General features: G+C 56.4%; 8 protein-coding genes and 2 pseudogenes. 4 read left to right on the top strand and 6 right to left on the bottom strand.

Annotated elements, in window-relative coordinates; translation table 11 throughout:
- Window positions 1-51 precede the first annotated feature (51 nt).
- The 5 genes from IVA81_RS29005 to IVA81_RS28985 all read right to left on the bottom strand — a co-directional run bounded on the left by IVA81_RS29005 (window position 52) and on the right by IVA81_RS28985 (window position 7,051).
- On the bottom strand, window positions 52-1,245 hold the full coding sequence (locus tag IVA81_RS29005; RefSeq protein ID WP_247324275.1) for a hypothetical protein: 1,194 nt from the start codon (window positions 1,243-1,245) through the stop codon (window positions 52-54).
- Window positions 1,246-1,248: 3 nt separating this feature from the next.
- Complete coding sequence (locus tag IVA81_RS29000; RefSeq protein WP_247324273.1) at window positions 1,249-2,013, bottom strand: hypothetical protein; 765 nt, start codon at window positions 2,011-2,013, stop codon at window positions 1,249-1,251.
- 91 nt (window positions 2,014-2,104) lie between these two features.
- Entirely contained in the window at window positions 2,105-3,667 is a 1,563-nt protein-coding gene (locus tag IVA81_RS28995) for a hypothetical protein (protein ID WP_247324271.1), read from the bottom strand.
- A 580-nt stretch (window positions 3,668-4,247) separates the two neighbouring features.
- A complete protein-coding gene (locus IVA81_RS28990; RefSeq protein WP_247324269.1) occupies window positions 4,248-5,939 on the bottom strand; it encodes a hypothetical protein in 1,692 nt (563 codons plus the stop codon).
- A complete protein-coding gene (locus tag IVA81_RS28985; protein WP_247324268.1) occupies window positions 5,936-7,051 on the bottom strand; it encodes a dsDNA nuclease domain-containing protein in 1,116 nt (371 codons plus the stop codon). Before IVA81_RS28985 ends, IVA81_RS28990 begins: the two co-directional genes overlap by 4 nt.
- 1,268 nt (window positions 7,052-8,319) lie before the next feature.
- On the opposite strand from IVA81_RS28985, the pseudogene IVA81_RS28980 reads away from it, so the two are divergent.
- From IVA81_RS28980 to sugE, 3 genes and pseudogenes are all read left to right on the top strand, one after another.
- Window positions 8,320-9,676: pseudogene (locus IVA81_RS28980) on the top strand (IS1182 family transposase).
- Between the two features lie 1,580 nt (window positions 9,677-11,256).
- The gene (locus IVA81_RS28975; RefSeq protein WP_247324266.1) at window positions 11,257-12,117 is read left to right on the top strand and encodes a radical SAM/SPASM domain-containing protein; all 861 of its coding nucleotides are present in this window, start codon (window positions 11,257-11,259) and stop codon (window positions 12,115-12,117) included.
- 116 nt (window positions 12,118-12,233) lie between these two features.
- Window positions 12,234-12,548, top strand: a complete 315-nt coding sequence (sugE, locus tag IVA81_RS28970; protein ID WP_247279066.1) for a quaternary ammonium compound efflux SMR transporter SugE — start codon at window positions 12,234-12,236, stop codon at window positions 12,546-12,548.
- A 23-nt stretch (window positions 12,549-12,571) separates the two neighbouring features.
- Here sugE and IVA81_RS28965 read toward each other — a convergent pair.
- Window positions 12,572-12,900: pseudogene (locus tag IVA81_RS28965) on the bottom strand (inorganic phosphate transporter); the annotation flags it as partial.
- Between the two features lie 259 nt (window positions 12,901-13,159).
- On the opposite strand from IVA81_RS28965, the gene IVA81_RS28960 reads away from it, so the two are divergent.
- Entirely contained in the window at window positions 13,160-13,429 is a 270-nt protein-coding gene (locus IVA81_RS28960) for a hypothetical protein (protein ID WP_247324265.1), read from the top strand.
- Window positions 13,430-13,434: the final 5 nt, after the last annotated feature.

Below are 13,434 nucleotides of genomic sequence, written 5' to 3'. Positions count from 1 at the left end.
CTGGACCGCGGAGAGATCCGTCGCTTCGTCAACAAAAACCTGAGTGAGATATCAGCTGCGTATCGTTTCGAGCCAGTCATACCTGATCGCGCCGTCGCGTCTCGCATCCACATTGCGTACAACGCGGCGCGCGTTTCGAAGCATTGCCAGCAGGACGATGTCGACCTCGTCGGGGGAAATCAAGCTGCGGCTTGCGGCTTCGGCAATCCCTTCATCCGACGTATAGTGCCTGCCTTCCCGGATCATTTGGCGACGAAACCGCGAATAGGCGCCGGGCAAGCCAAGTACTGATAAGCGCGGCGCCTGGAGTAGCGTCCTCAACCACGACCGTGTCGTGATGTTCTTGCCGATCGGCACGAAAACGTTGTCGGAGGGCAGCCGCTTGCCGATCAGTTCAATGACCCTGGCCGATTGTCCGCCGAGTGACCGCCGGCCTTCTGCGATGGAACGCGCCCAGTTTCGAAGGGCGTTCCAGAGAACATTCAGTGCGCGCGCCTCGGAGGTCCCTGTGGATGCTAGGACCTGGCTTGTTTCATCATCGTCATCCTCATCATCGTCGTCCTGCTCCGATGACCGGGGCGAAGGGAGGGAAGCGAGTTCCTGGAGCAAGCCCTTGTTTTGGTTTAGCAGAAGATTGTTGATCTTTCTCAACTCTGCGGTGATCAGGTCGCCGAGACGCTTAACCTCCTCGTGTAGCTCCGTCGCCTGCATGACGACCGCCAACATATCGTCGACGCTGGACTCGTCACCTCGTCGAAGAGCGGCTCGAATTCCGGTCGCAATACCCTTGGCGCGTTCATTATCGGACCCTTGCAGACTTGTCAGCGCACCGTCGAACCTCCGGATCAGATCCGCCCCCGCAAAGGTCGCGAACTCGTCATGGAGGCTCGACCGCGCGGCGCTCGATTGATCGGCAAGTAGATCAATATCGGCGAGTTGGAAGCGACCGGAGTCGGCCGACCGCAGAATGTTCAGCACGTTGCGTGCGAGATCGAGCCTCTCCTTAGCCCAAGTGCGGACATTGCCGGCGTCCGGCACCCCCTGCTTATTGAATGCGTCGCCAAGATATTGCTTCAGGAGTTCGCCAGGCGAAAACATAGCCCAACTGTTTGTGCTCGCTAGATCAACGCCCGCACGGGTCACCAAAGCTGTGTCCGAGTCCGACAATGCTTCCAATGTCCGCTTCTGTGACAGCCGCCGGATCAGCGTGGTCGTCTTTCCCGATCCCGGCGGGCCAAACAGCATGACCTACTTGTTCAGCGGCAATCGAAAGATTGCTCCCTGAAACTTGTTCAGAATCGGCCGATCCCGGAGAGCGATCCTGTCGATGGTTCTTCGTCGGTTGCGCTGGCGGTCAGATTGGGCGTCGGCCGCCTGCTGCAAAATCTGGCCCAGGATGTCTTCCGCCGAAACGTCGCCCTCGCGAAGGAGTTTCAGTGCCTGGCGCAGGGAGTCTTGCTTCAGAAGCTGGTGCAATGCACCCCATGGAGTGGACTCAAAATCGTCAACCAGCGCGTCCCACCCCCCGGATTGTTCCCGCGGCGACCACACCGTCCTCTTCAGAATGCGGGCCGTTCGTTCGCGATTACGGACATCCAAGGTTACGGTCTCGCCAGCCTCATGCTCCGCGAGGTGACCAAGGTCGTCTAGCGAGGTCACGAAATGCGCGCCTTTCACCGCATCATTCAGGCCAGCTGCGGATAGACGTGCGAAATAGAGTGTCTGCGGAGGTCGGGCCTCCTTCTTCCATTCGACTTCGACGCGCGCGATACACGGCTCAAGCAAAAGTCTGCGCAGCGCCTCGCGCAAGCCTGCGTTCTGAGCGTGGGCGAACCGCTCCGGATTCCCTACGCCAACCATCGTGTTCGAGCGGTTCAAAACACCATCAATAGAAAGTCCAAATGGTCGACTTTCGAGATTAGAACGCGCTCCATCGGCAATGCTTGTGAGGGCTGTGAGAATTTCCTCTCCCACCTTGAGTACAATTTCGCGTTTTTCGTCACTGGACTCCAAGGTACCGTCCCCCCATTTGAGTCATTGTCGGCAATTGATCGTAAACGGCTTAATGTCCATCAATTCACGAATAAAATCGTATAACCTCGCTCTATGAGGTGGACAGTATAACGTTCTGCCAATTTTCGAACCCGCCAGCCACTAGAGCAGGGCCTGTGGCCTTCCTTTCCCGCTTCGATTTCTCGATCGCCGTGTCGATAAAATCCGCTGTATCCGAACCCGGCAATCGCGCCACGTCGGCGACGATATGCGGCCGACCTCCGATCAGAGTAATTTCCTTTTCGGAGGTGGTCACAGCTTCGATAGGAATTTCAATCAAGGCGGTGTATTGCGCGCCACCGAACTCCAGCGAGAACGGCGTTAAGATCGCATTCTGCTCGTCAACAATACCATTGTCGAACTTCGGGAAAATCATGTTCACGCCTGGCGTAGATGTCAGCGCCAGGAACTCTGTATGCTTCGCGACCCAGTCATAGAAGTCCTTGAGCTTGATCTGACGTGTAAGGCGGCGGCCAGAGCGGGCAATAGCCGACAAGATTTGGCGCAGTGCCGGAGCGGCATGTATCCAATGGTGGAATGGTCCTTCGAGCGGACCAACGGGCAGCTCAAGCTGAGTACCCTTGAAGTGAGCCGTCACCTTTTTGGCCGGCCTTGAGAGTATCGCGCCAATTTCGATAATGGAGACTGCCTCATCGAGCTCGACCATTCGGTCTCCAGCATAGTTAAATGTTAGCTCGGCCCACTTCTTCTCGAAGTCGAGTACAACCTCAAAATAGAGGTTTGCGAACCGAACGCGACTTATCCCTTTGCCTTCGAAGGGCGGAGGTATGAAGACTTCAGCCTCTATCGAAGTCCATTCTCCGGCGTCCGATGCGAGCTCGATTGTTGTCGCCAACAGCGGTGGAACATTCATCTCCAGAACAGCCTGCTGGAAGTGTTCGCGATCGTTTTCCAACGCTATCCCGAAGCGGTGGTGCTCGATGGTCAGATTCGACACTTCCAGCTCCCGGCGGCCGCCCAAAAACAGGTCGGATATCTTTTTGGCCGCATCGCTGCCGGGAACGAAAAAATGCCCGATGACAGCTCTATCATCAAAGCCACAGGTTTGACGGTGCCTGGCTTTGCTTGCGATGTATTCGGATGGGCTATCGCCCAGCATGCCCGTGAGCGCGGCTCCCAGGCCTTCTCCCAAGGGACCAATTTCAATTGCCCGCTCTAATGGCACAGGCACAGTCGTTCTGTGGATGGCGCGGTTTCCACGCGCTTCTTCGCGACGAACTCGGCGCAGCGTCTCCGTGATGACCACATCATCAACTGGAATGAAAAGGCTGCGGTCAGGCACCCTACCACTCTTGTTGTAGATCAACGCGATGATGGCGGTAGGCAAATCTGCATCAACGAGATGCTTGAGCGCAGACAGCTTGATACGAGGCGGTTCTCCGGCCTTCTCCGTCGATTTTACCTGCGCGAGGAATTTCGGAAGCTCATTCTGAGCATCGAGCGGTCGCTCAGTCGAGCGGTCTGGCTCACTCTCAAGCAAAAAGTCCCATCCCAAGCGGTCGACCTGAGATTTCTGGGCGTGGAAACCCTCCGGCTCGCACCAACTGAGAAATAGGTTCTCGCCTATTGCGCCAATATCTCGTTTCGCTACCAACGTTCCTCCGGCCCGTGATGTTCTAGGCTGCCGCGCCTCTTGCAAGGATGACCGAGGCTGTTGGTGGCCCCGCTACCGGACACGTGCAGTATGATCCCGCTTGCCACGAGACACTGGCCAAGAAATCCAGGCCATTCAATTCCGCGCCCTTGTTTTCAGACGATTTCTTCCCCGGATTCTGTGAATAGTCGATCAGCGCACCGTCGTCACGCGAGGTTGTGATAGCCGACCGAAAACTCGAGACAATGCGGTGGGAGCGCTGGGCCGATTGGCAACGCGGCGACCCGCGATGGCGTGCGCATGTTCTCGACTCGACCACTCTTACGATCGATCAAGTCGTCGACCAAATTGTTGCGTGGGTTCGGGCGAGCCCTTAACCGCCGCGGCTTGCGTGCGAGCCCCGAGGTAGAGGCTGCCGGAGGTCCAAAAATGGGTCAAAAGCACGCTTCGGCCGGAAGGCCGTTGAGGCCGCTCCGGCAGCCGGTATTTACCTCCCGGGCGTCCTCCACCCCGGCAACCGCCCCTGACCCGCCTGGCGGTTTCCAGCAGGTCTCACGGATGGGTCGAGATGAGGCCCCGTTCACTGAAGCAGTTGTATGTAGTAGGACGCCAGAATGGCGCTAACCTCATCGAATTGATCGGTCTTCAGCAGCTTGTTCTTGGTGTCAGTCGCGATAACATGACCATCATATTTGACGCCGTGCATGCTTACCGTTCCCAAGATCAATTGAGAACCTGTCGGAACTTCACTGAGACAAAAGCCGATCATGCGCGCGGCGTTGGTCTTGTCTTGATCTTGCTGCACGGGCGTATCGACCACGATCGGACAGAAAGCCGACGTAGAGAAGCGCTTCATCGTGTGGATGAAGGCGTAGTAGTAAGCAAGGAGTGCTCGTGGCAGATCACTACCTGTTTCTTGTATTTTGCTATCGATCGCATTGTAGCTAGCTTCTTTTAGGTTGGGTACCTGAAGCTGCTGCACAAACGAGTTCATCTGCTGCAGGTAGTATCCCTTGATATTGTCCTGCCGTTTTTTGTCATCAAAGGACTTCATACTCTGCGCGGCTTCGTCGGATTTCATGTCCTGCGCACCTATTTGCGCATCAATGTCCTTCCCCTCTGCGGCGAACGCTGTATCCATTAGCTTTTCGCTTTCACCTTCTATCAAATCGCGAAGTTTCAGCTCGCCTCTCTGTTCATCAAGAATTTTGGTGATGCGCTCGATCGAGCCCGAGAACGAGCGCAGTCGCTCCTTCTCGTCGGATATTTGCACGTCTACCGCTTCAATTTCTCGACGAACCTCAATGAGAAACCCTCGGCAGGTATCGACATCCGATATTAGGCTGAATTTATTGGCGAAATCGTTGGAATGTACGGTGCCACACGTCGGACAAATGATCTCGTCTTCGCTTTCACGTCGCAGGAATTCGTAGTCAGCATCAAGATCGGCTAGAGCATTCTCCGCGATGGCGGCTTGCTCTTGGAGGATAGCTCTTTTCGAATTCAACTCCGATAGAACACGCTGAGCTTTGTCCTGTTCGACCTGCAACCCTCGACATTCGGTCACCAGCGCGTCAATCTGCTCAACGAACTGATCAGGAGAGATATCGAAGTGCACGCGTGTACGCGTCGATCGCAATCGCTTGCTAGCGCGATCTAGCGCCCGTCGCTCAACCTTCAATTCTTCTCGTGCCCGATCGGATGCAGCTTTCAAAGCTTTGGCTTGATAATATTCATTAGGACGCAAGCCGGCGTGAAAATTCGCGACGTCCTTCCGATAGTTCGGAAACATCTGCAGATTTGAGAATGAATTCCAGTTGCCCACCCAACTGCTATCCTGATCAATATAGAACGGCAGGAAGAGAAACGCGGGTGGCGGGATCAATAGTTCATTTTGGCGAGTGGCGAGTGTGAGTTCGAAACTCAACAAGCGTGCCAGCTCTGGACCCAGGCCATGCGTAACGCCAGTACCGGACCAGATGCCCTTACCGCCGGCGTCGTACAGTGCGTAGTTGTTCCCAGATCGCAGAATGCTAAACGGCACTCCAGCGATAGTGAAATCTACAAATATATCGACCTTGGCATCGCGCCACGTCGGGTTCACCTTCGCCGGATCGGCGCCGAACGCGGCATAGATAGACTTTATGAGACAGGATTTGCCCGTGTCATTTTCGCCGAGAACGACCGTCGTTGTCGGACTGAACTCGACTACGCGCGCCGCTTTCTCCCGTGCGGACAAGAGACACAGCCTTTTTAATTGAAAGTTTTTCATGGCGGCGCGTCCGCAGGCTTCTGATCAGTTTTTTGTACATCTCCTGACGCGTCATAGTCCAACACCTCGTAGATGATCATCGCCTTCGCACGGCTCGCATTCAATTCCGAGATCGTCGCCTTCGCAAAGCTCCAAACCTGACCAAACACCTGTTCGGTCAACGGCGTCAATTCAAGCGAGGAACCCTGCAACTTTTTCAACTCCGTCCGGATCCGTGTGCGAACTCGGTTGATCGCTTCATTACCAGCACCCAGCGCTAGGGTACGGTAGAGTTTCCATTCTCTCGCGATGCCCGCCTTCTCAAGCGCGCTGTACGTCAGGTCGCTAGCGATATCTGCCCACGTCGGCACCACGTGAGTTGTCTGTATCTGAGAAAGCCAACCATCCACCTGGCTCTTGGTGATGGCCTTGTGCTTGATGAGATCGGAAAATGTTTGAACGGACCCCGTATACTTGGACTTGGTCCGGCATTCCTCGATGATCGTTTTATACAGAGTGTCCGGACTGTAGATCACGGTCCCAAGCTGGCTCGTCACGAAATTCTGCATCATCCCCTTCAAGTGCGCGGACGCATCGTGAAGGCTGAGGTCCGCGCGAACGAAGTGCATGAGCTTCGCGGTGTCCTCCGTCGCGGATGGGCGTTCGGATTTCAGCTTCGCGAGAAATTTTGCAAAGTCGTCCGGATCGCAATCGCCAAAACAACAAACGGTCGCAGCAGCATCAATAAATTCGCATGGCAGGTTTGAGACAAAACTCAGGCGTTCGGTTTCATCGGGAAAGAGCTCATAATTGTCATGCATCTTCCCGATGAAGGACGGTAATTTCGACGTCCCATCCTTTGATTTCTTTTGGGTGCTCAGACTTGTGAGCGTCCAATGACCGCTCAGCTTGGTCTTGACCTGATAGAAGCGGGCTCGCGTTGGAGCGGAGCTGCTGTTCAGCCGGACAATGTCGTCGTGGAACTCAAAGGCAATTGCGTAATCGTCGAGGTCACTGTGGCTTTCAAAGATGAGCGCGAGACCCCAGCTCGCCTGATAATCGTACCTCTCGTATCCTGTCTCGCCCGACTTCTCTCGCCGCGGCGTCTGAACAAGCTTTTCTGCAAATGACATACGTCCCCCAATGCTCGGCATTGTAGCGGGCCGTGGACGCTAGACAACTATCGCGGGTAGCCCACGCGATCAGTCCTTAGGAGGATACCCGGCGGTGAGGATGTCTCGCCGGGGATTGAGCGGTCATTCCCCAGAGCTCTTCCCACGCGCAAAATTCGAGCGCTGGAACGAAGCGAGCACCCGCTAAGTGATTGATTTGAATGATACAGTTGGGTGACTCGAACCACCGACCTCCTGTTCCACAGAACGAAGGTCGAGTTTCCACCGCAACCAGTTTTGCACCAGAAACAGCGCTAACGAAACGCCACGAACGCGATCAACCTCGAACGAAAACGCAGCAAATCAACGAAGGCGATCGATATTCTGCCGCTCATAACGGTCGGGTTGCAGGTTCGAACCAGTCGGGCTCACCAACCTTCAAGAAGGACGCGAGACGAAGCCTTCATCGAGTTCAAAGGGTGAGATAACCCAAAGCTCGTCAATCAATGCTCCAGTATGAGCGTCTGATTGGAGAGCGGACGAATTTCGATCGGCTGAGGAAGCGCATTCGTGTCATTAAGATGAGTGCCGAAGGAAAAGCGCGTTCAAAGTGAGGTTGCTCGCTTAAGTCGCCCGTCCATTAGTTCGACATGTTGGTGTCAAGTAGCGCCAGTAGTGAGCGCACCACTACTAGTCGCCGACGTCCGATCGTTGTCGTGACGATACGCCCAGTTCCTATCAACTCGTAAAGCTTTGTGCGTCCCAAGCCGGTCACTTCGCATGCATCGTCAATAGTGCAGGTGAGCCGCTGGGCGAATGGCATCGTGATTAGTGCTGCGGCCTTCGGATCGGATAGACTGACTTGTGATTGTTTTCCGCTAATTTTCTCTCGTCGAATGTATCTCACGTGGCCCTCCTATTCGCACAAATCTCGTGCGGGACAAGAGTTGATTGTGCGAAGAGCAACGTCAATGCGAACATCCGAGGGCGCTCGCGTACGACAGCGCACCTTAGCGGTGGTTTGAATATTTCCGGACACCAAGGGGCGACGCAGAAATTTTTCGCGAATGCGCCAGCCACAGTCAGGCGTGCGCCGAGGCAATTTGGCGAATGACGGCAGCAAATTCCGCAAGCGTTCGCCGCTGTTCACCAGCGTCTTATTCAACCATTATTCAACGAACGCGGCTGATGGCTAACTAAGTGCCTGAGTTTGCTGGCGCTCCCTAGGAGCCTGTCCGAGTAATCGGATTTTTCTCGACGAAGCACAAGCGTCGTGATTCAAACGGCGGATGAGCAAGACATTTCGTCCTTGGGACGTTGATCAGGTTTGGCTGCTGCCGCCGTCGGTCCAGGATTTGGTGCCTCCCGGGCACGTGGCCCACTTTGTTCGCGACACGGTTCGCACGGGTTTGGACCTGTCGGCGATCATGGATGCCTACGACGAGGAGCGCGGCTTTCCGCCCTATCATCCTGGCATGATGGTGGCGCTGCTGCTTTATGCTTACAGCCAGGGGATCTACTCGTCGCGCAGGATCGCTCGGGGCTGCGAGGAGCGGCTGGATTTTGCGGCAGTAACGGGGATGCAGCGTCCGGACTTCCGCACGATCAGCGAGTTCCGCAAGCGCCATCTGGCCGCGCTATCGGGCCGCGCTATCGGGCCTGTTCCGGCAGGTCTTGAAGCTGTGCCGCGAGGCCGGCCTTGTGAAGCTTGGCCATGTGGCGCTCGATGGCACCAAGATCAAGGCCAATGCCGGGATCAACAAGGCGATGAGCTATGGCCGGATGAAAGAGGCCGAACCGAGGCTTGCTGCCGAAGTCCAACGCTGGTTCGCCGAAGCCGCTCAGACCGACAAGGCCGAGGACCGCCAGTTCGGAGCCTTGAAGCGCGGCGACGAGATGCCGGACTGGATGGCCAATAAAGAGAAGCGGCTCGAGAAGATCCGGGCCGCCAAGGCCGCGCTGGAAGCCGAAGCCAAGGCTGCTGCCGAAACCAAAGCCGCCTCGAAGCCGGACGACGACGGCTCCGGCGACGGCGGCAGGGGCCGGCCGGGACGCAAGTCCAAGCCTGTCACGGCAGAGCCGAGCGACAAGGCGCAACGCAACTTCACCGATCCCGACAGCCGCGTGATGCCGACCAAAAACGGCTTCATCCAGGGCTACAACGCACAGGCCGCCGTCGATGGCGCCCATCAGATCATCGTGGCGCACACGCTGACCAACTCGCCGAGCGATCAGGCGCAGCTCGCACCCTTGCTCGATGCCATCAAAGCCAATCTCGGGACGAACCCGGATGAAGCATCGGCCGATTCGGGCTATTGCTCGCAAGCCAATCTTCGCACGCTCGTTCGACGCCGGATCGAGGGCTACGTCGCCACTGGACGGCAAAAGCACGGCACCAAGGCGGCCACGGCAAAAAGGAAGCTCAAATCCGGCACGCTCATCGCCAGAATGAGCACAAAGCTCAAGCGCGCAGGCTATCGAAGCCGGTATCGATTGCGAAAACAGATCGTCGAGCCCGTCTTCGGCCAGATCAAGCAGGCAAGAGGCTTCCGCCAGTTCCTCCTGCGCGGCATCGACAAGGTCAAAGCCGAATGGGCCATGATCTGCACCGCCCACAACCTCACAAAACTCGCAGCAGCACGCTAAGGAGAAACTTGTCTCCAAAAAAACGCTCAGAACTCGATTCGCTTGATCCCAAGTCCATTACCGGGACAGGCTCCTAGGGGAATCGAACCCCTGTTTCAGCCTTGAGAGGGCCAAGTCGATCCGCTTGATGGTCAAGGTGAAGAGAGTTCGGCGATAGAGCCCTGGCGGATGTCAATCCCGGCTCGCCTGCATGAGCAGGCGTTACTGCACCAGTTTCGCACCAGAAACGCCCCAGCCGAAGCGTAACGAACGCGATCGGATTTAAACAAAAAGACGCAAAATCAACGAAGCCGCGCAGCAGGCTGGAAAGAGAAGCCCGAGGGACTCTGCTTTTCCTGGAATTTGTGAATAGCCTGTGGTCAGGCTCGATGACGAGATTGTCATCGCGATCATAATATTATCGCGGCCTGAGGCCAAACACATACCAGGCAGGTGTCGATGATGAATGGAAGAGTGGTTTCCGGCTCGTGAAAACTCTCGATCGCAAAACTCGACGGTGTCTCGCGACATGCGGAGCTCACAATCTGTGTTAGCTTGCTGAAGAGAGGACTTCCCGGCCGTATCGGCACCTCATCGGCAGATAGGCCCAATCCGTTGTGGTGCTTTCTGGTGGGCAACTTTGTACCGATGCCGCCACCGGCCTGGTTTGCCGTGCTGGCCTTATATAGATTTCAAGGCCATTTATCAGCAAGAAGTCAGCACGTGGCCTCGCTGCGATCGATCGCCCAGCCTCACGCGACGTCCTCTCGAGTCTTGGTTTGCGCGCCATAGATCTGACTCGCAGCATGGGAAACTGCTTCTTCAGCTCGCGCGCGCCGGTTTTGGCCCCGTCTCTCGTTGCAAATTCAGTCTTGAGTCGCCCATCGATTTCAAGTGCGTAACGTGAAGCCGGCAATTCACGGGCGATAGCGACCATCTTTTTCCTTTAGCGACAGTAAGAAGACGAGGTCGACTTAGCCCGAGTCGCGCAAATCGCGCCAGCTCACTCCTATGTTGAGTAGCGTTTTCAACTGTTGAAATTAACGATTTGCCGCACGAAGGTGAAGACTTTGCATTCTCGACTGGGGCCAAGGGCACCCGCAATCGGAACTTCGCGGGTCGATGCCGACCACGTTGATCATGATGACGTGGTGCTCGGGGCGGCGGCTACACCGTCACATTTCATAAGAAAGCTGCCATTCAACTCATTTTCAAGAGAGCTTGAATCGTACGTAGCGTCATATTGTACGCTATCGATCGCGTAGAGTTGCGCTTCGGTTGCGCATTTGGGACGACATTTTCGCGGACGTGTCGAGTTATGGACAGTACCGCCAATGGCATGAGTGATGCTTGTTGGAATAAACGAGACGTTAGACCAACCCCATGGACACATGTGCATTCGGCAGCCGTCCAATCCTGCTAGACTGGGGCGCTAAGGGGAGAGAGCCGTGGCGCTTTCTTCATCTGTCGCGACCGCGCTTGCGACGGTGCCGTGTCGCGCTGATGGACGACGAATCGAGAATGATGCATGAGCGAATCGGCATGAGATGCAAATCGACGGTCCCCTCAAGATCTCTTTGTTCCAAACGCGGAGCGCGGAAGTGGACAATATAGAATCGATGACTCTACAGGAGCTGCGCTCTGCAATCAGTGGCGGCAGGGTCTTGGAGATAACTACGACAACGGGCTGTGTCGTCGGATGTTCTTATTGCCCGCAGGACAACTTTGCCGAACGGCAAAGAGAGATATCCGAGGTGAAGCATCTTTCTCTCCAAGATTTCAAGCGGTGTCTGGCGCGCGTACCAGCACCTGTCGACATCAGCTTTTCCGGGTATTCGGAGCCTTGGCTCAATCCGGCTTGCACCGAAATGGTTGAGCATGCCTATGCGTGTGGCCATGGAATCCGGATTTCCACAACCCTGGCAGGAATGAACGGGCGGGATCTAAGACGCTTGCGTGCGCTGCAGTTCCGCGTTTTCCTGGTGCATGTTTTTGATGACGCCACGCACATGGATAGTGGTCTCGTCAGGCGCAACTATGTCGATTTGATGCGCCAACTTGTCGATGCCGACATTTCATCGTTGCTCTTCATAGTCATGGGCGAGGTGCATCCCGAACTTGTCGGCATAATTCCTGACAAAGCGCTGGTTCGCTCGCGTCCGCCGCGCAGCAGGGCTGGCAACGGCGAGAAGATGGTTGGAGCGCGGCAGCCAATCGTTGGAGCACTGACATGTCCTGACGAACGGCAATATCGTAATGTTCTTCTCCCAAACGGCGACGTCACTTTCTGCTGCATGGATTTTGAGCGACGACACGTGTTGGGCAACCTCCTCCGCGACAGGTACAAGGATCTCTTCGAAGGGGCAGCTTTTTGCAAGATTGCCGATCGCATGAACGGAACGGACGGATTTCTGCTTTGTCGATCGTGTGAATTCGCCGAACCAATAACGTCGGAATGCTGATCTTTGAGAGAAGTTGACCCCTGCTCGAAGCGAATCACGAGCCCTGGCAAGGATGGCCTTCCAGCTCATCACCACATCAGCCGCGGGGACGACCCTGCCATGAACGGAGGGCCGCCATGGCTTGGAGCATTTTGTTGGTCGCCGGCCTGCTGGAGGTCGCCTGGGCAATCGGCCTCAAATACACCGAGGGCTTTACCAAGCCCGTTCCGTCCGTGCTCACGCTCGCGGCCATGGCCGGCAGCGTGATCCTGCTCGGCCTTGCTCTAAAGACGCTGCCCATTGGAACTGCTTATGCGGTCTGGACCGGCATCGGTGCGGTCGGCACCGCAGCGCTCGGGATCATCCTGTTCGGAGAACCGGCCGCCGCGTTTCGCCTTGCCAGCATCGGACTGATCGTCGCCGGCATTGTCGGGCTGAAGCTCGTGTCCTGACGAAAACATCGAAAGCATTGACCCCACCAGGTCAGCGCCGCAACGATCGCCGAGGCCGGCACGTGATTCTCCAGGCATAGACGATCGAGCTGGCCACGTTCCAGCGCACCGCCGAGGGGCGCGGCGCGCCGACAATGGCGAGGAAAGTCGCCAAGAACAACATGCTGATGCAAGGCCTCTGGGCCGAGACCATCTGGCCGCGACCTGGTCGTGACGCGAAAGCCCTAGTGCGGACGATACGCCAGCCGCCCATCAGGGTCCCACCGGCATCACGTCTGGCGCAATTCACCACCCAGAACGGCACGAACAACTCGCTGCCGAGATCGCCGTGCGAATAGAACGGCAATGAAACCCAGCTATGCGGCTGATCTCCGGGCGATGGTCAAGAAAGGTCGCTTGCCGGAGTTATACGATGCCTGACTCCGGAGCAGCAGGGGAGAAGATGCAGATCGGCAGATCGTGTTCGTTTGTTCCGAACTGCTTCCGACTATCCCGCGTCGGCACCATCAGGGACTGCCGACCAGTTCAATTGTTAGATCGCAGTCAGGTGAGCTTGCGATCTCTGACTGAGCTCAGCTCCGCGCCTCGAATTGTCGGTGCGACTTCATTGTGTGGCTGCAAAGAAGCTCGATCACCTAATCATCATCGAACTGGCGGTGCCGACGCGCGGCATTCGATTCGTGTTCGACCTCAGACCGGCGGCTTGTTTGAACAATGACCGCTATTGTCGCGTAGACGACATCGCGATCGAAAAACGCCGGGAGCTTGCATCGTGCCCGTCGGCACAGCGTCTGCACACCACGAGGGCATGGGAGCGACGCTGCGAGTTCAGTGGCTCACGCTTCGTTCTGGAAGGCGCGCACTTCGTGTTCGGGAGGTGATATGC

The organism is Bradyrhizobium sp. 141, from assembly GCF_023074055.1.
Classification (GTDB): domain Bacteria; phylum Pseudomonadota; class Alphaproteobacteria; order Rhizobiales; family Xanthobacteraceae; genus Bradyrhizobium.
The sequence above is the reverse complement of the archived record's forward strand: the minus strand, read 5'-3'. Positions and strand labels throughout refer to the sequence as shown.